Source organism: Parabacteroides sp. KHUB-01 (assembly GCF_056640935.1).
Genome location: NZ_CM153256.1, coordinates 3,097,310 through 3,121,791, shown reverse-complemented (window position 1 = coordinate 3,121,791; position 24,482 = coordinate 3,097,310). Strand labels below are relative to the sequence as shown.

Here is a 24,482-nt window from a genome sequence, read left to right as displayed (position 1 = left end):
TTCAGTAGTTAAAGAAGTTATGAGTGTGTTGCAAAACAAAAAACAAACACAGTTATTCAGAGTTCAAAGGCTATGTATCTAGTATAAACAACTAGATGCTCAAAATTATTTTTATAAATCTGGTTTATCTGAGTGCAACATATAGGAGTTATATGTAGTTACAGGAAGTTAAAATCTAAAACAGACATGGCTTATTGTATATTTTAACAGAAGAAAAATCATAATAAAAACATATTCCAATCAATATTTTCAGTTCGTCCGGAAGGTTATTTCCCTAGATAGTCAAATTTAAGCACAACAGAAGTCAACACCCTACAAATCAATCAAATAAAACACAATCACAGAAAAATCCGCCGAAAATATACGGTATTGGAGGATTCGGAGGATTCGGAGGAGTTTTTTTAGAAATATATGGTAAAAAAATTAGGGGAGACTTAAAAAAGTTATTGTATTTTCATCGAGTAGGAGGAAAACGAAGTAGCTTTCTTCCTACTTTCGTTTTCCGACCTCTCACACCACCACGCATGCGGTTCCGCACGTGGCAGTTCTTTACTATGGATGCCTTTCGAATACATCGAAGGACACTTCCACGACATCATCTTCAACCATCCATTTGTAGGTCTGCACTCCTTTATACCATTCGGATTCCGTCCTATCTCTTTAAAGGCAGCCCAATACTTCTGTATTGGTTTTATGCATTCATTCCAACAAACGGTAGTTTTCAGTTCTGTCGTTTAAATAAAGTTCGGTCCTTCCCAATAGGCATACATGCCTTGGGTAATACGACCTCTGCTGACTTCTCACGGCAAGCGTTACTCCATCATGGTACTTCGAATGATTCATCTTCACCATATGTCCGTGAGACCTCCTCAGATAAGGGTATTAACTTTCAATCTTATGTCTGCTCCATTTACATTGACTGTTCCGAATAGCTATAGGACTTTGATTTGTCATGCAATCTCATCCACAGTCTTATGCCTTATATGAAGTTTCTGTTCGTCAGACCAGATGTTTGCCTCCAGCTTCCTTTAGATTCCACCTCGCGATGGACACCCTTGCTTTTGGCTGTATGATTCCCGCTATTAGGGCTCATTGGGGACTTGCACCCGTTAGCTAATACTCATGCCGAGCGTACATGCAAAAAACCGACCACAAAATCTAATTTGGGCCGGTTTCATTGCTATTTTATAAAATAAACTTATATCATAAACATATAAGAATATTATAATAATCTTTAGACAAACAAAGTAATATAAATTTTATACATTACTTAACATCCCACCACACACGCGACATAAACGTATCGCCATTTTCAAGTTTTGAAACTGCGCTATTGTAATTGTCACTGTTGACCTGGGATTCTGTTGAAGGATATGCAAAACGACGTGGAATAGAACCATCTGTTGCACACAATCCGTATGTTTTTGCATTCTTAACCGGGACAAGTTCAGGATATCCAGAACGACGCCAGTTTGCAAATGTTTCATATTCATCACAGAAACAGTTAATCCAATACTGAGTATTAATCTGTTTCAATGAACCATCAAACGGATTCTTAGCCAAATAAGCGTCAACAGCATCTGATGTCAGATACTGATTATACAAAGCTGTTGCATTTGGGAATTGTGAGAACTGTTCCATTGCAGCACGTACACCTGTTTCATAATATGTCTTTGCATCACCACTTATCCATCCGCGAACAGCAGCCTCAGCAAGAAGCAACTGAGTCTGAGCATAAGTTACGATAAATGTCGGTGATGTCGGATTTGAATATGTGTAACGGTTGATAGTTGAATAAACGCTTCTATAATTATCAAGGTATTTATCATCCTTAAATTCCGGATAATCTATACCAATAAACCATTCATTAGTCTTATCGTTACTGTAACCACAAGGCAAACCTTTCTGGATTGCAGGATCTGAATTACCATACTGATAGTTACTTGCGTTCTGAACAGAAATTGTCGGATCCTCACAAACAGTTGTAATCAATGCCAAACGAGGGTCTGATGTTTCCTTAAGCATATTAACGAAATATTCACTTACGAAAAACTCTCCACGATCTTCATGTGAATAAATCTTTGCATAAGGTTCAGAAGAGTCATCTGTAGTAACACCTGCAGGATGCTCCAGTTTTACATTTTCTGCATTTGAAGTGATTAAACCATTAGAAACAGCTTTGTTAACCCAAGTCTTAGCAGTTTCCGGTTCAACCTTTGACATACGCATAGCAATACGCAACATCAATGAATTTGCAAACTTAACCCATTTTTCTGCGTCACCCTGGAAATAAACATCCTGTTTACCTACCTTGGCAACACCTCCGGCCTTAAGATTAGCCTGAGCTTCGTCAAGTTCTTTCAGCATATCCATATAGATGTCTTTCTGAGCATCATAAACTGGATATGAATATTCGTTCGGACGACCGGCCTGAGAATATGGGATATCACCGTAAAGATCTGTCATACGGTGCATACCGTAAACACGTACGATACGTGCCATATTATAGTCAATCTCATAACCTTCCTGATCTTTCCACAAATCCATCACTGTTGTTACATCACGAAGTGCGCCACGGTCGCCACTGTATATTCCCCAATAAGCAGAAGAATAGCCTTCGCTATATGCATATAAACTATAGTTCCACCAGTTTCTTATTGATGATACGTGCTGCATCCACTGTGCTGAGTAAATACAAGCATTACGCCATACATCCCAGTCGGAACCTAACATCTGGTGCTGAGCATTTGTGAATAGCATTTCGTAAGGAACATTTCCTTCGTTCATGTGCTCCGGATCAATATTAGTATCTCCGAAATCGCTACAACTTGTAGAAGCAAAAACCAATGACGCTGCAGCGAAAGCATATTTAATATATTTGTTCATAATCGTTTACTCCAAGAATTAAAATTTAACATTAACATTGAAACCTACGCTTCTTGTTGCAGGATAACCATTAAGTTCAAGACCCTGACCGTTTGAGTTGTTGTATGCAGCTTCCGGGTCAATGTTGTCAGTATGTTTGATAATTGTCCAAAGGTTACGGCCAACCAATGAAACATTCAAACCTTTAACAACTTTCATCTTGTCAAGAATAGATTTCGGGAATTCATATCCTAATGACAATTCACGCAATTTCAAGAAACTTGCATTGTAAACGAATTCTTCGCCAATGTTGTTATTACAAATACCCTTATAATATGTCTGAGCATCTACAGCAACTGTATTTGGAACGTAATTTCCATTTGCATCAAGCATTACACCTTCACCCACAATGCTTCCCCCAGGATTTTCAGCTGTACGGCCAATCAAAGTATTCTTGTGCAAACCTTCGCTATACAATGAATAGTTTGTTCCTGAGAATATATCAGCTCCTGCTTTGAAGTCCAACAAGAATGAAAGAGACAAGTTCTTATACTTGAATGTATTTGCCCAACCACCTGTGAACTTGTAAACACCATTACCAAGGCTTGACAATTCATCTTCTCTCTGAGGAATACCATTATTGTAAACGATATTGCCCTGAGGGTCACGTTTATATTTATAACCGATCAACTCTCCATAAGAAGAACCAACTACGTTCTGAACAGATACGTTACCAGAGCGAGATGTGGCACCGTCAATCTGCAACATCTTCACACCTTCACCAAGATAAAGAACTTCACTGTCGTTCAAGGCAAAGTTGAATGTCGAGTTCCACATGAAGTCTCTAGTCTGAACAGGAACGAAATCTACCATGAATTCGAAACCTCTGTTTCGGATTTCACCTACGTTCATAACTTTTGAGCTATAACCAGATGCAGAAGAAGTTGAAACAACTGCGATATCGTCCTTAGTATTCTTCACATAGTATGCCATATCAAATGTCAAACGGTTGTGGAAGAATGACAAGTTCAAACCTGCTTCCCATTCTGAAATGCTTACAGGTTTCAATCCCGGATTTGGATACTGGTCGTTATTGTTCTGAGTAACTGTGTGCTGACCATTAACTGTATAATCTCTCAACTTATAAAGCAACAAGTTCTTGTATGGGTCAGTACCGTTTGATGCAGAAGCATAAGAAGCACGAACCTTACCGAAGTTGAACCACTCTGGAATATCGAATGTATCAGTGAATACCCAAGACAATGTTGCTGATGGATAGAAGAAACTGTTGTTCTGAGGTGACAATGTTGAGAACCAGTCGTTACGTCCTGTCAAGTTCAAGAACACCTGGTTTTTCCAACCGAAATCTGCAGTTGCATACACTGAGTTAACCTGATATTCAAGATAAGTTTTGGCAGCACGCTTATCACCCAAGTTGTTTACTGACCACAAACCGTCAACGATGAAAGGACGGCCGCCGTCACTCGGAGTATATTGTTTTGTTATTGTACGCTGGCGGTTACCACCCAAAGAAGCTGAAACAGACCAGTCGCCGAACTCTTTGTCGAAACCAATCAAATAGTTCAAGTTCATTTCAGAGAAGTTCTTTGAATATTCAGTCAACCAACCGTTAGGATCGGCAGCTGCACCTGTTGGCTGCACCTGTTTGAAATCCAAGCTGTAACCATCACGCTGAACAGCTCCCTGAGCATACAACCAGTCTGTGATGTCCCACTTCAATGTCATAGATCCTGTCAAACGGTTCTTGTTCATTTCGTTAGTCTTGCGATACTGCAACCAGTACGGGTTGTTGAAATATACGTTAGTACCACCAAGCATTTCAGAACCATCAGGATTAGTACCCCAATCGCAACCTTCGCCACCACGTTCCAACCAACGGATATCAAATGAGTTACCACGGTGAATCAAAGACGCGTTGGTGTTACCGTTACCATCAGACAAGTTTGAACGGCCATTGAATTTTTCGAATACGTAGTTGGCATTAACCATCAAATGAAGGTTCTTGAAGATATCATATGTCGTGTTCATATTGATGCCCTGCTGGCTATTGCCTGCATTTGGAAGAATACTTCTTTCCGTAATATTTGAAATACCAAAACGATAAGTAATCTTGTCGCCTGCACCGCTGATTGAAGCAGATGTTGAGTTGTTGATTCCTGTGCGATAGAAATTATCCCAGTTATCTACATATGAATATTTATATGTATTACCCAAGAAGTTTACGGCATCTCCACCATCCATAACATCACCCCAGCTTGACATTTCTGAAGATTTAGCTGAGTTGATATCTGTTGGGCGGCTACCGTATGTTCCCTGACCGAATACCTTCTGATAATCACGATAATCGTAGATTGTATTGAATGTCAAGTTGTTGTTAAATTCGATACTGATTGGTTTACCTTTCTTACCTGATTTTGTTGTAATCAAGATAGCACCATTACCACCACGATAACCATACAATGCAGAAGCAGCAGCACCTTTCAAAACCTGAATGCTTTCGATATCATCAGGGTTGATGTTGTTCAAACCATCACCCATATCCAAACCACCCCAAGTTCCGGCACTACCCAAGTTCTGGTTGTTGAAAGGAACACCGTCAACAACATACAATGGCATGTTGTTACCTGTCAATGATGCGTTACCACGGATTACGACACGAGAAGAACCACCACTACCAGTTGAGTTACCAGACACACTTACACCGGCAACCTTACCTGACAACGCGTTACCCAAGTTCGGGTCGCGGGCCATTGTGAAGTCTTCACCACCAACCTGAGTTGTTGAATAACCCAAAGAACGAGACTGGCGTTTGATACCCAATGCAGTAACAACAACCTCATCAAGTTTCTGAGTGTCTTCAATCAATTTAATGTCAAATGTTGTTTGATTTCCGCTTACAACGAATTCTTGTGTAGTATAACCTATATAACTAACTTCAACAGTTGCTCCTGCAGGAACATCCAATGAAAAGTTTCCGTCCAAGTCTGTAATCACACCATTTGTTGTTCCTTTCTGAACGACATTGGCTCCAATTACAGGAATACCAGCATTATCAACAACAACACCAGAGATTTTCTTGGTTTGTTGAGTTTCATTAACAGAAAAGTTATCACTCTCGTTAAGCTTAATATCAGATGCACTTACTGGCAAAACAAGTGCACTGAAAGCAGAAGCCAACAAGAAAGATGAAATTTTCATGGAATTACGAAAATTCGGCTCTTTTTTCATTTTTATTCTTATTTATATAAATGATAGTTGTTTTTTTATGTCTTTTTTACCTTAAAGTCAACAATAAACATGAATGTAATTGTTATTAGATTTATGTTTTGTCTATTAACCTTTAGATTTACGTTTATAGCAATTACAGATGATTCAAAATGTTGTTAACCGCTTGCAAATCTATAATAAAAAAATGTATTACAAAAGTATTTCCTTAAAAAAAAATTCACGTTACAAGTAAAATCTTTCGAATTAACATTTTCAGCATACTCACCTAAAAAACAATAAGATAATAAACAAGGAGCATTAATATCATTATGCTACCCAAACAAAACAAACACCAATATTTTCCCTACAAAAACAATGTTTTTAACATCATCAACAAAAAAAAGAAAAAACATATATGATAATTGTTTTTTTATATTTGGATAATATGGAATACAGCAAGGCAGAACAAAATCAAAAACAAGTTTTTTATTTTTATATGCTGAGCCTTTCACTATATTTTCAGTCAAGAAATTTAAGTACAGCAAATTCACTTCAGTATTTTAATACTACCAATAATAAATCATCTATCATTTTGTCAATTTTGACAATTTGTCAAACGAACCACTCTGAAACTACGATAATTCGAAGCTATTACCAAAAAATTCTGAAAGATGGCAACCTCATGAAGTTAAGCAAATACATATTGACAGAAAAATCGATTTTTTTCTTACCATAAAAATTATTTATCGCAATTATTCACTTTTCCTCTAACAATTTGTTTTACATTAGCAATCAATACTTGATAAATGAAACAACAAATTTGTTATCTATTTTTTCTCTTCCTGATTGAAAATTGCTATAATCAAGCCTCTTCTTCATGGTTTCTAAACTAGACTCTCCCCATAAAAGCACCTGTTAAAAAAAAGATTGCAATGATTTCACCAAACGATTGTGATAATTGGCTGAAATCATTGCAATGACACTAGCAAATGATTGCAATCTTTTACCAAAATCATTGCAATGACACTAGCAAATGATTGCAATCTTTTACCAAAATCATTGCAATCATTTTTCAAAACAATATTTATAAAGACATACTTTCAATGTTTTAAGCAAGTTTTCTTTAAATCACACGTTAGCAAAAATCTTATTTTTACAACTTAAGGAAAGCAAAAACAATAAAACAATAACATTTTGCATATTCTAAAGAAAAAAAAAAATAAGGAGACCTCACGGCCTCCTTATTCCAAATTAATTGATCTTAATAAACAATATAGGGAATAACACCCCATAAGTTTTGGTAATATTTATTGTTTCCAAGTTTTTCTTAATTATTACAATAAAAACAATACAAATATATAAACTTTTAGTCAATATATTATAATAACTAACAATGTTTTAGCTTATTAGCATAATAATACAAAGTAAAAGTTTTAAAATTCAATTTTCACAAATTTATTTTCCCAAGGCTTAAACTGTAAAGTCCCATTTACTAAAGGAGAACCAGCCACATCGCAAGCAGTTACTCTACGAATCTTAACCTTTTCAGAAGCAGCTTCAAATGTAGCAGATTTACCTCCTATTTCTCTTAGCTGCAACATTACAGCATTCTCCCCATCAACAGGTGTCATATTCACTAACAAAAGATTGTCCGGAATAATTTTCAACAGAGAAGCCGGTTGTAGTCTGTTTCCAGATTTAGAGTTCTCATCCGCCTGCAATACACGTGTAAGGAAAGGAATACGATTTTCCCATGCAAAACGTGTAGCATAAGCTATGCTATTATCTGAAGAAGAATTAATACAATAGCTCCACTGCATTTCCCCCATCTGATCAGCATTGAAGTTTGTCACCCAATAATTGTTCATAGGCCATGAATACATATTTGTCGTCTGAGGAACAGCACCAGCTTCGTAACGTCCTGTATTTATCGCGCCAAATTGCATCAGAGGTATTTCCTGACTACACATTACTACCTGAGAGTTTTCATTACGAGCTGTTGCATAATTCTGGACAGTGTACCAGTCATTTGAAGAACCTGGTATCTGGTCAACCCCAGCTTCGATATTTCCTCCAGGAACATCCAAATGAATCTTTCCGTTTTCAACCTGATAAGGGAATGATATATAAACCACTTCTGGGTCAGTTACAGCCTTCTTACGCAAACGATATACAATCTCTATTTTCTTCTCTACGTTGTAAACGCGATATTCAACCATAAGATTGTTCGGTTCGCGACCGGCAACTGTTTCACCACGGAAACGATATGTATCCCATATATCACCTTTTTCATAGCATTCGAAACGAATACGTTCAGGACGACGGCGAAGGAACTGTGGAGCAGTGTAGCGCTCCATTGGATGACGACTGTCAATTATTTCGTAAATAAACTCACCCAATTCCCATTCTGCGTTTTCTGTCAACAGTTGTTTACCAAGTTCTTTATCGAACAAGCTCTTTATTGTTCCTTTTCCTTTATTGAACTCAATTATATACCAAGGATTCTCTACTTTTACATTTTCAAGCTTTTCAGCCTGTAATGTTTCAGGACGTGCCTCATCTTTCACTTTTATATAATATTGAGCATAACCCAGAGCCGGGACATCTTTTACATAAATATTCCAATAAGTTCCATCCGAGCGGCTTTCACCAGGCTGAGCAGGAATAATATTTCCTGAAGCATCAACAATTTCAAAAGCTTTTTCTTTAGGAAGAATCTGATGGTCAATATACATTCGTGCAATGCCACTATAAGACCAGTTCAAAGTATTGAATACAGCAATAGAAGGAACGTCAGCCTTTGGGACAAAAGCCTGCAACAAGCCCATCGTTGTTTCACCTAGCAATCCTGTGTGGCGATATGCTTCCCATGCATAAGATTGTTTTAGCGAACGCTGTTCCCAAGTTTCCAATGCATAAGGACTACGAACACTTTCGCTATGACCGAATGTATGCTCGTCATAGAACAACAATGCATTGTTAACGCCCCAAATCTGTTCATTAACATCTGATGGTAATTTTGCACCAAGCATTTTGGCAAAAGAAAGACCTGCCTGGTTAGCAATGATATTTGAATGCGTCACGCGAGATACGGCTGCTTCTCTGGCACCGGAAGCAAAACCGTCTGTCCACCAATCCGGCCAAGCACCACGTACTGTCTGAATTTTATCAGCATATTCAGTTTCCACTGTTTTGATAAATTCAGTGGCTACAGCCGTACGCAATTTAGGCCATTCATACTTTTCGTTCCAGCGTTTCACAAATTCGCAACTCTTGGTTGAAGGGGGTGCATTATCTGTGAAATAACCCGAATGCTGTGCCGCACAGATATCGTATGGATAATTTTTGTCAGCTAGCTGATTCAAATAATCCAGCACTCGCATTTCAAAAGTTTGGAAATCATCAGTATGCACCCCGAAGAAGTTTCCTTGATTATAATGTTCTGCACGATAAGCTAATATTTTCTTTCCTGAAGGAGATTCCCACCAGAAAACCGTTGGTTTGTCAAAACAAATCAAAGCACGGTGTCCGCGAGTTCCCATATTCAAATATTTGACTCCGGCATCAGCAAAGAATTCACTGAAGCACCATCCGATACCATTCACATCATCCTGCATAGCCAATTCTGCACGCATACCTTCCTCGCGGAATTGTTTTATCGGTGCAAGAGATGCTGCCAATGTCTGTTCATCCGGAAGCTCGTCAAAATTAAGATACATTGTTGCAAGCTCTATTCGTCCTTCCTTGACACGCTGTTTCAATCGTGCTATCTGTTCAGCCGGACGACATTTCAGATATTCACTGACAGCCCATGAAATTTCACAAGTCCAACGGAACTTGGCAGCTTCAGGATAATCATCCGTAGCATCACAATAATCCAAAGCATAATCAATATAGCGCAGATGTTCAGCCAAAATCTCCATCTGCGAACGAGTATAGCCAATATCCGTATGAGTGTGCTGCACCAGATTCATCTGCCAATGGCGTGCAGGAGCAACTGTTATTTCTTCAGAAGCAATTTCATTCTTGCCGGAAACAACACTCAATGGCAATTTAACTGTAGTTTTAACTTCCGGCATTTCAAAGAAGAAACGGTTCTCTCCTTCTGCCAGTTTCACTTTCTGAGTCTGCTCGCCTAAACGCAATGTTGCCGAAACAGGCTTTCCTTCGTGGCGAACTGTTACCCACACACGCTGTGTGAGACCTTTTTCCGACTTATAAACAGCAGGCCAGACTTTTGTCTCAACCTCCGGCTTATCTGCGGAAACAGACTGGGCAGACACTGTTCCTGACAACAGCATCGCTCCGACAAGAAGTAAGTTCTTTAGTTTCATAAATAGCTTTTTAGTTTATAAGTTTTTGAGTTTATAAGTTTTCGAGTTTTGAGTTGACAAGTTGACACTCTTGTCAACTCGTTTCCTTGTTAACTCGTTAACTGAAATTTATTTCACCTTTAAATATCCCAAATAAAGCATACATACCAGCAACGGTATCATTCCTGCGGTCTGACCAAAAGTATCAGATAGTATTCCCATAAAAGGCATAACTAAAGCCCCACCGGAAACACCCATGATCATAAGTGCTGATACTTCGTTTGCCTGTTCAGGTTTGTGTTGTAATGCATAAGAAAACAATATAGAAAATACATTGGAACATGCCAGACCTACAACTACTATCAAAAATAGCAATACCCACAAATCACTGACTAGTAACATTGCAACAAATGCCACAACTGAAATAATCATACAGATTCGCAAGAAACGGTTACCGGCTATACGAGCCAACAAAAATGCTCCAGCAAAAGCTCCTGCAGTTCTGGAAACAAAATACAAACTTGTTCCCAATCCAGCTTCACTAAGAGCAAGTCCTGTTTTTTCCATCAATAATTTTGGAATGCATGTATTCAAACCAACATCAATACCTACAACAGCCAAAATTCCGACAAAAAACCATAATATTGTCTTATCAGAGAATAAGGACAATGCAGAGCCGAAAGTAGCAGGTTTTTCTTCTACAGAATGGTCTGCCTCAACAGACATCATAAGCCATAACGCAGACAAAACAGTTGTTACTGCATAAACTACGAATATCAACTTCCAACTACCGAAATATGATGCTGCTGCACCGGCAATAATCGGGCCCAAGAAGGAAGATATTGCCTTAACAAACTGCCCCATGGTAAGAATACTTGCTATTCTGTCTGCTGACACTACTTTTGCAACCATCGGATTCAAGGAAACTTGCAATATTGTATTTCCTATTCCCAATAACGCGAAGGAAAAAAGCAAACAAGCAAAACTATAATAAAGCAACGGCAAAATCATTGCCACAATAGTGATAGCCATAGACAGAAGAACTGTATTTCTTCTGCCTATCTTGCCCATAACAATTCCTGTTGGTATAGAGAAAACAGCAAACCAAAGGAAAACCATCATCGGGATAAGATTTGCCAATGTATCAGACAATGCAAAATCACTCTTGACATTGTTTGTCGCAATACCCACAACATCGACAAATCCCATCACAAAGAAACCGAACATTATAGGGAGCAGTTTCATTATGGAAATTGAATTTTTCATATCTATCAGATTATCATATAAAGTCAACTTAATACTTAAACTTTGGTTCAGCCCCCATAACTACTTCAAGATTTCCGCCTTTCACAACATCAGAGAATGGAATACGTACGCCATTCAACGTTTTTCCGTTCAATTTATATTCCTGAACATAATTGTTAGCATCAGTATTTCCTGTAGTAGTTATAACAAACTCTTTACCCGGATAATATTTTTCGTTCAAGCGAATAGTTATTTTATCAAACAATGGGGCTCCCAAACCGAATGAAGGATTTGAATCTGTCAGACCTTTCACGTCAAACAATCCCATTGATGATATAACATACCATGCGCCAAGCTGTCCCTGGTCTTCATCCTGACCATAACCATATCCATGAATTCCGTCAGTACCATAAAATTCATTCAGAATGGCACGAACCCATTTTTGTGTCAAATCCGGACGTCCGGCTTCATTAAACAACCATGAGATATGCAAGCAAGGCTGATTTCCCTGATTATATAATGTCTGCAAACCGGCAAAAGCACCAACTTCTGTTCCACCACTGAATATCTTTTTCTGAGAAACAGTGAATATACTATCAAGTCGAGCGTTAAACTCGTCTGCACCGACTTTTGAAACAAGTCCTTCTACATCATGAGGAACATAGAATGTATATTGCCATGCGTTACCTTCCTGGAATCCTCGCCAAACTTGTAATGGATTGAAATTGTCAATGAATTTTCCATCTGCCTTTTTAGGACGGATAAAGTTGCATGATGTGTCATACAAGCGTTCCCAACCTTTTGACAAATCCATAAGTTTGTCATAATGTTCCTGGTCACCAAGTTCTTTTGCCCACTGAGCAACAGCCCATGCACTATAAGAATATTCCAAAGTATGTGATGCAGAGAACATGAAAGTTTCATGATGACCTTCACCCTGGTCAAGATGAGGAACGTAACCATATTTTACAAATTCAGCAGTATTCACTTTTCCGGCTCCGAAAGGACGGTTTTCGCCGTCAAGTTCGTTCTTCAGACAAGCTTCATATGCAGTCTTTGTATCAAAGTCACGAATACCACACTGATATGCTCCGGCAATTATTGTACTTAGAAGATTAGTACCCACACCAGAAACATATCTGTTGTTTGCCAAACCATCAGCAAGCCATCCCGCATCTTTATATGCCTGCAAATGAGTACTTACATATTCAGTCATATATTCCGGATAAGCAAGAATCCACAACTGGGAAAGATTCCATTGCGCGCCCCATGCAGCATCTGTATTATAAACATTATACAAAGGCTTTCCGTTTTCCATCGGCAATTTTCCGACAGAACCATCATTACGAGGATAATCACCATTCACATCGTTAGCCATACCACGTCCTAGCAAAGCGTGATACAATCCGGTGTAGAACTTGATTTTATCTTCTTTCTTTGAAGTCTCAACTGTAATACGGCTCAAATAATCTTCCCAAACACGATGAGATTCAGCTTTTGCATCATCAAACGAAAGATTTGCGGCTTCAGTTTCAAGATTCAAACGGGCATTCTCAACTGAAGTATAAGAAAGACCGACTTTTGCAGTAACAGTTTCATCTTTGTCATTGCTGAATGTGAAATACATTCCAGCACCAACACCCTTGCTTTCACGTTCGCCTTCTTTCTGTGAGTTACCATTATATGAACCGAAAGAAACCGGAGTTTTATCCATAACTGCGGAGAAATACAAAGGAACTGTTGCTCCCGGCTGATATTTCTTCACATATTCAGGCATAGTAACAACCCAGCCTTCAACATGTCCGTCAGCAGTATATGTTACACAAGCATCTTTGACTGCGCCGCTCTCACCCTGACGGTTACCAATATTAAAGAGGATATGATTTGAATCACCTTTAGGGAAAGAAAATCTCTGGAAAGCAACACGCGGAGTTGCTGTAAGTTCAGCCTTGATATTATAATCGTCGAGAATAACTGAATAATATCCTGCAGTTGCAATTTCATTACTTCTGTCGAAATGTGAACGATAACCTGTCTTCACCGAATCAGTAGGCAATCCAGGAATTGTCACCAAATCTCCACTTGTAGGCATCAAAACAATTCCGCCAACCTGAAATTCGTGCAAACAAGGGAAACCTTCAATTGTATTATCTCTATAATCATATCCTGTAGCTTCCCAACCAGAGTTATTTCCCAAACTTCCGTTTGTTGAAGGTGCTGGTTTTGCCAAACCGAAAGGCATTGCTCCAGGAGTGAAGTGGAACCAGCGGCAATGTGCTGTTCCAATTCTTGGCTCAACATATTGTGTCAAGTCTTCCTGCTTTGTTTCTTCTCCTTGCTTCTGAACAGAACATGAGAACAAAGAGAAACCCAAAGCTATAGTTAATATGATGGATTTATTTAGCATTATAAAATTTAAGTTTTTAAGTTTTTAAGTTTTTAAGTTTTTAGGTTTTTGAGTTTTATTATCCACAAAATATAAATGGACAATCAAATAGGGGAATTACTTTCTCTCCAGTTGATTAACGGCAAACCAGTATGCGCCTAACGCTATAGAACGGCTTGCCCCATTATGTGACAATGCCACACCTGTTCGTCTAACAGTCTGGTAATCCACTTTATCTTCAGTTCCAGGAATGTTCACCTTACAAACTGTACTTTCCAGAAATTTATCAAGCTCTGCCTGATTATCCAGACAATACACCTCAGACTGTATACGATTGAAACGAACACCACTCATCATTCCGGTTTCTGACCTTAGCTCCTTCATAAGAGCTGGCATTATATATTTGGAAGCACCTGAAACACCACCTCCTATAACTACCAAGCCATCAATAAGAGTTACTGCGGCTGCAATAGTATGACCTGCCATTTCCCCTAGTTCTTCAAATGCAGTAATTGCTGCCTCCTTATTTCCAGGACGAAGACCTTCAGCTATATCATAAATATCTTTTGGTGTATATTCCGTATTATCTCCGGATCTTTCCGAATAAACACGTTTGATTGCACGAATGCTAACACTCTCTTCTGCAATCATTCCTTCGTATTTCTTATTAGGCATACACCATAAATAACCACCTATCTGATTGTCACCAAACAACAGTTGATTATTGATGACAACTCCTCCTCCAAAACCTGTACCAAGAGTGACACCTATAAGATTCTTATATCGCTTAGGATTTCCATTAGCTTCCAGTTTGGCATTTATTTCCGGCAACAAACCAGCGATTGCTTCACCATAAGCAAATAAGTTTCCATCATTATTTATAAAAACAGGTATTCCGAAGTGTTTCTCAAGAAACGGACCTAAAGCCACGCCACCACGAAATGCGGGGAAATTAGGTAAGTCTCCAATTATTCCTGCTTCATAATCAGCCGGACCAGGAAAAGCAAAACTAATTGCCGACGGAGATTCGGTAAGCTTTGAACATATAGTCTCAAAGCCTGTCTTCACTGTTTGAAGACAGGCATCCAAATCATCAGTAACAGTTGGAATTGTCACCGGAGAAACAATCTCCTCGCCATTTCTAATGGCTGAGAAAACGAGATTGGTTCCGCCGGCATCCAACGTCAAAACTATTTTTTCACAATTCTTCATCATTTTCTGAATCTAACGTAAGCCTTGATTGTTCCGCATTCTTTTCCTTCAGAAGCGCCATAAGGGCGTATTGTATATTCACCAACAGAAGCAGGAATGATGAATGTTTCAGCATAATGAACAACAAACGGTTCAAATACACCGGTAGGACTTTCCACGATAGCTTCTTCTCCTTCAATAAGATTGAACACCTGAACTCCATTATCCGTATTATGAGTAACAGGAGCAGTAAACCAGTGACGGCGTGTTTCAATAAATTCGTTTTCGTGCAATCCGGTACGTTCTTCTCTCCAACCTTCACCTTGCGCTATCGGCTGAATACAGTTCACAAGGTTTTCACGCACGAAGTCGGTCTGACGTTCCCACTGTATTACATGAGAACCATGACCGATATTGATAGGGCGAGGCAGGCCATCAAGTCCCAATCGGCCCCAGTCCCAAAGTTTGAATGTAAATATACTTGGAGTAGCACTGATTTCCAACACCATTGCTCCAGCTCCGGAACAGTGGATAGTTCCGTTAGGAATCAAATAGTGGTCATGCTTTTTAGCCGGCCATTGATTTACATATTTTCCTGCATCGAAAGGTTTTCCTGTTTCCTGAGATTCATTCAAAGCGTCAATCATTTCCTTAGGATTAACTCCGGTTTTCAGACCAAGGAACACTGTAGCACCTTCTTCCGCATCAAGCAAATAGTAGCTTTCATCCTGAGTATAATAGATACCGAATGTATCACGGATATACTGTGTAGTCGGGTGAACCTGCAAACTAAGGTTTCCGCCCCCAATTGTATCAAGGAAATCGAATCGAATAGGGAAATCCTGGCCAAAACGAGATTCAACAGGACCGCCAAGTAAATCCCGTGTCTTAAAGAACACGAGATTATTAGACGGCATTTCAAATAATTCTCCCTCTATTTTAAAATATAAGCTATTTTCTTCAGGAACACAGTCGAAACACCATCCGTAATTGTCTTCTTTAGGATCAAGACCACAGACTGATTTCATCCATTGTCCGCCCCAAGGAGCCGGGTCAAAGAAAGGAACTACACGGAATGGCTTATGTGCTGTGATGTTCAAACCTTCACGCAAAGTTTCACCTGTTATCATTTTAGGCTGACCTGCGATATGTGTATCCAACCAATAATCAGCTTTAGGCAACAATTGTTTCTTAAGTTTATCACATACAATCCAGTCAACAAAATAACCGCGCTTATAGTGATATGAAGCTCCTTCTGCACTATTCTCAACGCCAAGACCATTTATTTCATGACGGCGAGAACGCATCTGGATTTCCCAACGTGCCATATCCACATAAACAATCAAATCAGCATCTGGTGCAACCAATGCAGCACCATGACCATAAATTACTGTCAGAGCTTTTGATTCAGCAACCTGTTTCTTTGCTTCTGCTAATTTATCCGCATCTAGGAAATCTGCAAAAGAGAAATTTGCACGGAAACCGAACAAACGGTCGTCAGTTGTGTACGGATAAGTCATCTTCTCGATTTCCGAAACTGATTTGAACAAGTTTTGTGTGTCAATCCACAAATCTGCCTGCAAGCCGGCAAAGCCTTTCTTCAATTCTTCGTGATAAACACCCTGATAGCATTCAATCACTACAACGAACTTCTCTTTGTTGCAAGCTTTTTTCAACTCAGAGCAAATTGATTCCCATCCTTTCCACAAAAAACCAGCAACATTGGTTGCAGGAAATTTATCATAATTGCTTTTACGCATATGTTTTTAGTTTTTGAGTTTTTAAGTTTATAAGTTTTTAAGTTTATAAGGTGACGAAGAGAGAAGGTTACAGAAAGCGGGGAATTAATTCTTGACTCCTTGACTTCTTGACTCCTCAACTTCTATTCTTATTATTTCTGCTTTTCAGCCCAATCATTAAACATTTCAATTGCTTTGGCAAGCACACCGGCAGAACCTTTGAAATGACCGCTTCCACTTGGTACGCCACCTTTACCATACCATTCGTAGAAACCATTGTTCTTTATTACGCGGTCAATCATCGGACGAACTTCGTCATAGGCTTCTTCAACCATTCCATTTGCAATAAGTTGCTGAATCATTCTTCCACCGAACCAAGTCCAGTCCCCGCCATTCTGATAATTATAAGCCTCAGCCATTCCTCCACCGAAGAAACCTTCCGGATAAGTAGGATAAAGAGTAAGACCTATACTTGGCATTCCTGAAAGGCGGACATTTTCAAGCATCTGAGCATTTACAGCCTTTATTTCTTCTTTAGTAAGCAAACCGGCTTCTATTGCAACAGCTGTTCCTCCATGATAATGAACCTGGTTTTCATCGAAATCACCAAAATCAGGAGTTTTATCCAAATAAATATGAGGAATGAATTTCTGATGTTCGCTGTCCCACAAATATTTTCTTGAATTTTCAGCTATTCTGTCACGAAGATTCTTCCATTTTTCCAACAAAACCTTATCGTCAGTCATTTCCTGAAGATAATCCAATGCTATTATAAACATGGCATTGTCATAAACATCAATAGCCATATATGATTTGTCATTTATATCGCAAGCAAAACCAGTTCCTGGCTGAACATCACCCCAATCGGCAGTCATTGCGCCATAAATCAATCCATATTTCTCTGAATAACGTTCACGCATAAGATAATCCACCATATCGTCCATACGCTCAAGCACTGTACGTCCGGCAACATTTTCACTCAAAATGGATTTATCTCCTGTTTTGCGGATATATTTTCCAACAATCTGTATCAATGATGTTTCCTGGTCTGTCTCAACTGTATTCTTGAAAGCTACATGATCTGGCGCAGCATCAGAATAATATGGAGTATCATCATACCATGTAAATTCCGGTTTCAAAACGTAACCGTCAATCATTTCATCATTTGGCTGCTGAAGAGCAAAAAACAACACTATTGCCTGACGTAACACCTGATGGTCAGTTTCCTCGCATGCCACTTCAATGAATGTATTCATATCCCTTGCCCAAATCTGAGAATAACCGCTTCCGGCATTCAGTCCCTGACCTATTACGGCACGTGCCATACTGTCAACCTGATGCAATGTAATATCTTTCTGAATCTTTTCTGCCAGCATTTTTTCTGCAGAAGGCTGTGAACACGACAGCAACATTAGAGACAAAGCTCCAGATACAAAATACTTCATTTTTCTCATATTATTATTTTTTACGGCAAAGGTATAGCTTCATTATCAAAGGAAATTATACCTTTGTTTTTATTTACTTACACAATCTTACGATTTAGCGATGGCAAAAATAAAAGAAGGATTCAAAGGGGAACGCTTTATTTCTTTGCCTGACGATTTGTTAGCAAAATATAGCAAAGATCCAATCATCGGGAATCTCTATATACGTAAAATAGGCTTCTTCCCGCATGTAAAATATCACTATGTCCAAAAAGAACAAGGATGTGATTACTCAATGCTTATATACTGTATTGATGGAGAAGGCTGGTATAAAATAAATGACAAAACATATCCGGTAAGAAAAAATGAATATATTATTATTCCGGAAGGTGTGCCATACTCATTCGGAGCAGACAATGATGAGCCCTGGAGCATATATTGGCTACATTTCAAAGGTAAGCTAAGTAAATACTTTGCTCCGGCATCAGCTAAGCCGAAGGAAATTTCACCATCAGATAACTCCAGAGTACAAGAAAGACTACAGATGTTTGAGGAAATTTACCGTTGTTTCTCCATGGGCTATATAAAGGAATATATGATGTATTCCTCACTGAATCTTTATGCTTTCTTATCATCTTTTGTTCTGCTGGAGCAATACAGGTCATTTGCGTCATCTCCGGAACAGCATTTGTCTTTCTCGGCAAAAGTTATTCATTATATGCAAGAGAATATACAACATAATTTAAGCCTTGAACAATTGTCGTCTTATTTCAGATATTCTCCTTCGCATTTATCTATGCTTTTCCAAAAAGAAACAGGTGTTTCACCGATAAGTTATTTCCTGCGTCTGAAAATACAGAAAGCTTGTCAGTATATAGAGCTTACAGACATGAAACTAAATGAAATAGCAATGATTCTTGGTTTTGAAGAACCTGCCTATTTCTCCCGATTATTCACAAAGATAATGGGCATGTCTCCTTCAGCATACAGGAAGAAGGAAATTGGTACGAGCTAATTGCTTAAAACAGAAAAAATACTTAATTTGCATTATAATAACAACCATACAAACTGTCAGAAAAATGAGAAATATCCCAGAACTTGAGAAAATAGAAAAGACTTTCGGCTTCAAATATCTTGAACTGTTCAGACAATTATGTGCCGACGGTATGCTGTTTGCCGGCGAATATACAGAAAACTGGTTTGAAACTGAGTATCCAAAAATCCGGAAGAATCCGCCATTGCTACTTTTCAACTGTGACTTTGAAATATTATATGCTGAAGATGTTGACGCAGAAATGAAAAAGATGGCTGACCCAAATGATTACAGAAAAATTCCTTCAGAAATAAAACTTGTTCCGTTCGGTCAGAATGGTTCCGGAGATTTGTATTGTTTCTGCCTGAACGAAAAAAAAGGAAAAGACATTCCTGTTGTTCTGGCTCCGCATGATGAGATTGACGCTACTTATCTGGCAAAGAATCTGGACGATTTCATCTTCATTTCATTGATGGAAGCAGTTGTGAATCCTTATATTCCTGAAGAAAGAGATGAAAAAACAGAATATGAAGATTTGGTTGCTCAATTCAATTCCCACAAAAAGTATCTGAACAAGCACCGCCAGGAAATACTTGAAGATATATATAAACGCAAGCCTTTCACATACAGTTGCCCTGTAAATGACAAGGAAACTATGACATGTAAAGGTCTGCTCACTCAGGATGAGTATTACAAGTTAATGAAAGCTGAAATCAAGTACAATAATTTATATAATACGTTCCAGTATATGGGCGATGAAGAATAATCTAGGAAAGGAGATAACATATATATGAAATTATCAGACGTTTGGTTCACCGCTCTTTCCCAAAATGAGGAAGGGCAAATTATAACTATCAGCGGAAGAGATGAACTTGACGAGTTTATCCAAACCGGAAAATATAAGGAACGAGTTGAAATAACTTGGAAATACGATGGCGACGAAAAAGGCATGCCTTCGGAATCTGTAGGCGAACTCATGGAATCTGTTGAAGAAACTTTGCGTAAAGCAATGGAGAAAAAAGACAAACTTGCCATTATGACCAGCATTTACACCGGAGGAAATGAAAAAGTATGGGTTTTCTACACCAGAACTGTCCGCGTATTTGGAGAAAGACTGAACGAAGCCCTTTCCTCATTCGAACTTTTGCCAATTTCTATTTACACGGAAGTAGACAACGATTGGGAAGAATACAAAGACATGTATGAAATGAAAGAATGGGCTGTTGACTGAAAAAGCACCATAGTGCCACCGGATATCTATGTGGAAATTCACCGAGATATCCGGTGAGCTTTTCCACAAGTGAGAACTTTGTCCACAATCCAAATTCTACCACTCTTTTACACTCATTATTCATATATCTGCTATCTTTCAATCATTTACTAAAACCTATTATAATTTGGCATAACTCTTGCACTATAGTTATCAGAAGCAAGAGCTTCAGAAACAAAAAACACAAAATTGACCTATTAAAATTTTCAAGTATGAAAAAGTTAGCATTTTTATCAGTGATGATGTTTACAGCAATGGCTTCTGCCAATTTGTTCGCAGTTGAAAACGTAATGCCTACAGATAGTAACATAACTATGACTATCCAACAGGACGATTTTACAAAGATTGAACTAAAGGATGTTCCGGCAGCTGTGACCGGTGCTGTGACTGAAAAATTCTCAGAATCAGAAATTACAGAAGCTTTTGTTAAGGAAACAGAAGATGGCAAAATCTATAAAGTAACCGTAAAAACAGTTGATAGTGGTGAAATTGTAATCATTATTAACGAGAACGGTGAATTTGCTGAATAATAAATACAAATTAACCATACTCATTCATAACAAGTTTATCCTTATAAGTTAACAGCCACCCGTAAAGTCGTGAGACTATAGCGGGTGGCACTTTTTTTATTTCGTAAAATGTTTTTGGAAAAACAGAATCTGATAATCTATTGAATTGTTCCAATATTTAGAATTATGCTCACCGGGACGAGTGATAAAGTCATGCTCAATTCCTTGCTTCAGGAATGCTTCATGCAAGTTTTTGTTCACTTCGAGGAAGAAATCACTCTCACCACAATCCATAATAATCGCAAGTCTGCCTGGCTTCATAGTTGGAACAAGATTTATAACCGTATGATTATCCCATATTTCCTTGTTTTCCGACAATTCACCAAGCTGAATGCTCATTTCCCAATTCTTCGGGAACGGACGAATATCCATTCCGCCACTGGTTGTTCCTGCTGCTGAAAACACATCTGTATGACGGATGGCATTCCACATAGCTCCATGTCCACCCATACTCAATCCAGTAATTGCACGGCCTTTTCTGTCAGCAATAGTATTATAGTGCGAGTCCACATATGAAACAAGTTCATTTGAGATGAAAGTTTCATATCTCACGTCCTTATTCTTCGGACTGTCCCAATACCAAGTGTTCTTGCCGTCAGGACAAACAAAGATAATTCCTTTCTCATCCGCTATTTCCGGTAATTCCGGTTTGATTACAATCCATGTTTTGGCATCACCACCATATCCATGCAGCAAATACACTACAGGACATTTCTCATCCGCAGCTTTATCCGGAGCAATAATCACTGTCTGTACATCTTTGTTCATCGTATTGCTTCTCACCATAACTGTATCCACTTTTGCCGCTTCGGAAGCAAAAGCCATAATGGCGAAGAAAGCTGAAAATAAAATTTTACGCATAGAAATATATTTTTTAGGAGTTAAGGAGTTAAGAAGTCAAGGAGGATAAAACAACCAATAACTACTTGACTACTTAACTACTCAATTCAACACCTGCAACGTATGACAAGCCACCAGCGCCGCCGTCTCCGTACGCAATCTACTCTTTCCTAAAGAAATCGGTTCAAAACCATTTTCAATGGCTAGTTTTATTTCCTCCGGACTGAAATCACCTTCAGGACCAATCAGCACAAGAGCATTTTCGCCCGGTTTATATGTATCTTTAAGAAGAAGTTTCTCTCCTTCTTCACAATGGGCAATAAACTTACGACCGTCAAAAGGTTGCTGAACGAATTTCTTGAAATCTGTCATTCCGGTCAGCACCGGCAATGTAGATTTTTGAGATTGCTTCATCGCACTTACCAGAATCTTTTCCAATCTTGCAGTCTTCACCTCTTTACGTTCGGAAAATCGGCAGTTCAGACAAGTTATGGCATCAATACCGATTTCCGTAGCTTTTTCGGCAAACCATTCCATGCGGTCCATATTCTTGGTTGGAGCCACAGCTATATGTAAATAGAAAGGCCATAAAGCTTCCTGTTTGATTGTTTCAATGATTTCGAATTCACAATGCTTTGGATGAGCATTTGTAATTGTTGCTTTATAGAAAAAGCCTTTTCCGTCCGTCAGAAGTATCTCATCTCCTTCCTTGAGTCGTAGCACTCGGACACAATGACCGGACTCCTCTTCTGTCAGTTCCTGCTTAATATCAATATCAGGAGTATAAAATATTTGCATCGTATATCTATAATTTTACTGTTTAAATCATTATTAAATGAATATGGAATATTGTCACATACTCAGCAATTTGTATACCTTCACAATTCCACACAAATAGCAATATAGCCTTATCCTTGTATATCAATCATTTGCATTTTCACAAGATTTTTACAGCTTGGAAAACTTTTTTCATGGGTATGAAAAAGTTTTTTCACAATATATGAAACTTTTTTTTCATCCGGATGAAAAACTCTTGTCAACCTGTTTTCCTGCGAAACTTGATTAATATGATAATGTGAAACAATATTTATGCCTAAAGAATCATTCCTATAATTGTAGCTGAAAGTATTGCAACCATCATTCCTGCAATCATGGATTTCACACCCATCCGGCTGATAAGTCCTTTCTTTTCCGGAGCCAAAACGCCCAGACCACCAAGCAGGATTCCAATAGAAGAAATATTTGCAAAACCACAAAGCAGATATGTTGACATTATTACAGACTTTTCATAAACGAATATTCCAGCTTCACGCCATTGCTGCATCTGCATATAAGCTACAAATTCATTCAAAATTGTTTTCTGTCCCAACAGTGAACCAACAATCATCATGTCCTCGTAAGGCACACCGATAAGCCACATTAAAGGAGCAGTTATAACACCCAAGATAAACTGGAATGTAAGGCCATTAGCTCTGCCATCTGAGAACTCAACTATCCAGTCATTCAAGCCTGTGTATTTTCCTATAATATCACACATAATGAAATTTACAAGAGCAACAAGAGCTATAAACACAAGAAGCATTGCTGCAATGTTCACCATAAGTTTCACACCTGTCTGCGTTCCCGAAGCTATAACACTCAAGATATTATCTGAAGAGTTTTGCTCAATAGACTTATTTTCACTGTCGATGACTTTTTCAGTCTGAGGACACATTATTTTGGCTATCGCTATAGAACCAGGAACAGCCATAACTGAAGCAGAAAGCAAATGTTTGGCAAACAAAAGCTGAGCTGCAGGATCGCCATTTCCCAAAAGGCTGACATACGAGCCCATCACAGAACCTGCAATTGTTGACATTCCGGCAACCATAACAAGGAAAATCTCAGACTTATTCATCGAAGGCAAATAGTTCTTAATTAAGACTGGTGATTCTGTCATACCCAAAAATATATTTCCTGAAACAACAAGCCCTTCTGCCCCAGAAATATTCATAAACTTTCTGAGACACCATGCCATTGCACCAACAATACGCTGTATGATTCCCCAATGATAGAACAAGGAAACCAAAGCCGAGAAGAAAACGACAATTGGCAATGAGTGGAGAAGAAAACTGAATCCGTTAGCTTTTGAGGCATACGGGCCCAAAAGAAAAGACAAACCGTCACCAGTGAAGTCCATCAACTTAATGAATGCTTTTCCCAAATACTGGAAAAATACCCCGATAAAAGGCACGTGCAATATAGCCAGAGCAAAGGCAAACTGAAGGAACAATCCTCCTCCGACTAGTTTCCAGTCAATTCGCTTCCTGTCCGAACTGAACAAATAGGCAATCAAGACTACAAAAAATATCCCGACAATTCCTCTTAGTATTTCCATAA

16 protein-coding genes are annotated in these 24,482 nt (G+C 38.6%); 5 read left to right on the top strand and 11 right to left on the bottom strand.

Going from position 1 to position 24,482, the window contains the following annotated elements:
- Positions 1-446 precede the first annotated feature (446 nt).
- Positions 447-932 (top strand): hypothetical protein, encoded by a 486-nt coding sequence (locus tag ACYIAR_RS13150; protein ID WP_480330093.1) that lies wholly within the window; start codon positions 447-449, stop codon positions 930-932.
- 334 nt (positions 933-1,266) lie between these two features.
- Here the strand turns inward: ACYIAR_RS13150 and ACYIAR_RS13145 are convergent, their stop codons facing one another.
- From ACYIAR_RS13145 to ACYIAR_RS13110, 8 genes are all read right to left on the bottom strand, one after another.
- Positions 1,267-2,886 (bottom strand): SusD/RagB family nutrient-binding outer membrane lipoprotein, encoded by a 1,620-nt coding sequence (locus ACYIAR_RS13145; protein WP_480330091.1) that lies wholly within the window; start codon positions 2,884-2,886, stop codon positions 1,267-1,269.
- A gap of 18 nt (positions 2,887-2,904) precedes the next feature.
- Complete coding sequence (locus ACYIAR_RS13140) at positions 2,905-6,114, bottom strand: SusC/RagA family TonB-linked outer membrane protein (protein WP_480330089.1); 3,210 nt, start codon at positions 6,112-6,114, stop codon at positions 2,905-2,907.
- Between the two features lie 1,412 nt (positions 6,115-7,526).
- Complete coding sequence (locus tag ACYIAR_RS13135) at positions 7,527-10,427, bottom strand: glycoside hydrolase family 38 N-terminal domain-containing protein (RefSeq protein WP_480330087.1); 2,901 nt, start codon at positions 10,425-10,427, stop codon at positions 7,527-7,529.
- A 108-nt stretch (positions 10,428-10,535) separates the two neighbouring features.
- Positions 10,536-11,672, bottom strand: a complete 1,137-nt coding sequence (locus tag ACYIAR_RS13130; protein WP_480330085.1) for an MFS transporter — start codon at positions 11,670-11,672, stop codon at positions 10,536-10,538.
- A 28-nt stretch (positions 11,673-11,700) separates the two neighbouring features.
- On the bottom strand, positions 11,701-14,058 hold the full coding sequence (locus ACYIAR_RS13125) for a GH92 family glycosyl hydrolase (RefSeq protein WP_480330083.1): 2,358 nt from the start codon (positions 14,056-14,058) through the stop codon (positions 11,701-11,703).
- 96 nt (positions 14,059-14,154) lie between these two features.
- Positions 14,155-15,252, bottom strand: a complete 1,098-nt coding sequence (locus ACYIAR_RS13120) for an ROK family protein (protein WP_480330081.1) — start codon at positions 15,250-15,252, stop codon at positions 14,155-14,157.
- Positions 15,249-16,988 (bottom strand): class I mannose-6-phosphate isomerase, encoded by a 1,740-nt coding sequence (locus ACYIAR_RS13115; RefSeq protein ID WP_480330079.1) that lies wholly within the window; start codon positions 16,986-16,988, stop codon positions 15,249-15,251. Before ACYIAR_RS13115 ends, ACYIAR_RS13120 begins: the two co-directional genes overlap by 4 nt.
- Before the next feature lie 131 nt (positions 16,989-17,119).
- Positions 17,120-18,421 carry an amylo-alpha-1,6-glucosidase gene (locus ACYIAR_RS13110; RefSeq protein WP_480330077.1) on the bottom strand — a complete coding sequence of 434 codons (1,302 nt, stop codon included), beginning with the start codon at positions 18,419-18,421 and terminating at the stop codon, positions 17,120-17,122.
- Positions 18,422-18,512: 91 nt separating this feature from the next.
- On the opposite strand from ACYIAR_RS13110, the gene ACYIAR_RS13105 reads away from it, so the two are divergent.
- The 4 genes from ACYIAR_RS13105 to ACYIAR_RS13090 all read left to right on the top strand — a co-directional run bounded on the left by ACYIAR_RS13105 (position 18,513) and on the right by ACYIAR_RS13090 (position 21,224).
- Positions 18,513-19,406, top strand: a complete 894-nt coding sequence (locus ACYIAR_RS13105; RefSeq protein WP_480330075.1) for an AraC family transcriptional regulator — start codon at positions 18,513-18,515, stop codon at positions 19,404-19,406.
- A 64-nt stretch (positions 19,407-19,470) separates the two neighbouring features.
- Positions 19,471-20,190, top strand: a complete 720-nt coding sequence (locus ACYIAR_RS13100) for an SMI1/KNR4 family protein (RefSeq protein ID WP_480330073.1) — start codon at positions 19,471-19,473, stop codon at positions 20,188-20,190.
- A 24-nt stretch (positions 20,191-20,214) separates the two neighbouring features.
- Positions 20,215-20,655: a DUF695 domain-containing protein gene (locus tag ACYIAR_RS13095; protein ID WP_480330071.1), complete on the top strand. Its 441-nt coding sequence runs from the start codon at positions 20,215-20,217 to the stop codon at positions 20,653-20,655.
- Between the two features lie 251 nt (positions 20,656-20,906).
- Entirely contained in the window at positions 20,907-21,224 is a 318-nt protein-coding gene (locus tag ACYIAR_RS13090) for a hypothetical protein (protein ID WP_480330069.1), read from the top strand.
- 96 nt (positions 21,225-21,320) lie between these two features.
- On the opposite strand, the gene ACYIAR_RS13085 is transcribed toward ACYIAR_RS13090, so the two are convergent.
- The 3 genes from ACYIAR_RS13085 to ACYIAR_RS13075 form a co-directional block, all read right to left on the bottom strand.
- Complete coding sequence (locus tag ACYIAR_RS13085) at positions 21,321-22,124, bottom strand: alpha/beta hydrolase (RefSeq protein WP_480330067.1); 804 nt, start codon at positions 22,122-22,124, stop codon at positions 21,321-21,323.
- Positions 22,125-22,205: 81 nt separating this feature from the next.
- Positions 22,206-22,901, bottom strand: a complete 696-nt coding sequence (locus ACYIAR_RS13080) for a 16S rRNA (uracil(1498)-N(3))-methyltransferase (RefSeq protein WP_480330065.1) — start codon at positions 22,899-22,901, stop codon at positions 22,206-22,208.
- A 295-nt stretch (positions 22,902-23,196) separates the two neighbouring features.
- Complete coding sequence (locus ACYIAR_RS13075) at positions 23,197-24,480, bottom strand: NupC/NupG family nucleoside CNT transporter (RefSeq protein ID WP_480330063.1); 1,284 nt, start codon at positions 24,478-24,480, stop codon at positions 23,197-23,199.
- Between the last annotated feature and the right edge of the window lie 2 nt (positions 24,481-24,482).

Excerpts from the sequence above, each read along its gene's own strand:
- ACYIAR_RS13145 (WP_480330091.1), bottom strand. The coding sequence starts at position 2,886 with ATGAACAAATATATTAAATATGCTTTCGCTGCAGCGTCATTGGTTTTT.
- ACYIAR_RS13140 (WP_480330089.1), bottom strand. The coding sequence starts at position 6,114 with ATGAAAAAAGAGCCGAATTTTCGTAATTCCATGAAAATTTCATCTTTC.
- ACYIAR_RS13135 (WP_480330087.1), bottom strand. The coding sequence starts at position 10,427 with ATGAAACTAAAGAACTTACTTCTTGTCGGAGCGATGCTGTTGTCAGGA.
- ACYIAR_RS13130 (WP_480330085.1), bottom strand. The coding sequence starts at position 11,672 with ATGAAAAATTCAATTTCCATAATGAAACTGCTCCCTATAATGTTCGGT.
- ACYIAR_RS13125 (WP_480330083.1), bottom strand. The coding sequence starts at position 14,058 with ATGCTAAATAAATCCATCATATTAACTATAGCTTTGGGTTTCTCTTTG.
- ACYIAR_RS13120 (WP_480330081.1), bottom strand. The coding sequence starts at position 15,252 with ATGATGAAGAATTGTGAAAAAATAGTTTTGACGTTGGATGCCGGCGGA.
- ACYIAR_RS13115 (WP_480330079.1), bottom strand. The coding sequence starts at position 16,988 with ATGCGTAAAAGCAATTATGATAAATTTCCTGCAACCAATGTTGCTGGT.
- ACYIAR_RS13110 (WP_480330077.1), bottom strand. The coding sequence starts at position 18,421 with ATGAGAAAAATGAAGTATTTTGTATCTGGAGCTTTGTCTCTAATGTTG.
- ACYIAR_RS13105 (WP_480330075.1), top strand. The coding sequence starts at position 18,513 with ATGGCAAAAATAAAAGAAGGATTCAAAGGGGAACGCTTTATTTCTTTG.
- ACYIAR_RS13100 (WP_480330073.1), top strand. The coding sequence starts at position 19,471 with ATGAGAAATATCCCAGAACTTGAGAAAATAGAAAAGACTTTCGGCTTC.
- ACYIAR_RS13095 (WP_480330071.1), top strand. The coding sequence starts at position 20,215 with ATGAAATTATCAGACGTTTGGTTCACCGCTCTTTCCCAAAATGAGGAA.
- ACYIAR_RS13090 (WP_480330069.1), top strand. The coding sequence starts at position 20,907 with ATGAAAAAGTTAGCATTTTTATCAGTGATGATGTTTACAGCAATGGCT.
- ACYIAR_RS13085 (WP_480330067.1), bottom strand. The coding sequence starts at position 22,124 with ATGCGTAAAATTTTATTTTCAGCTTTCTTCGCCATTATGGCTTTTGCT.
- ACYIAR_RS13080 (WP_480330065.1), bottom strand. The coding sequence starts at position 22,901 with ATGCAAATATTTTATACTCCTGATATTGATATTAAGCAGGAACTGACA.
- ACYIAR_RS13075 (WP_480330063.1), bottom strand. The coding sequence starts at position 24,480 with ATGGAAATACTAAGAGGAATTGTCGGGATATTTTTTGTAGTCTTGATT.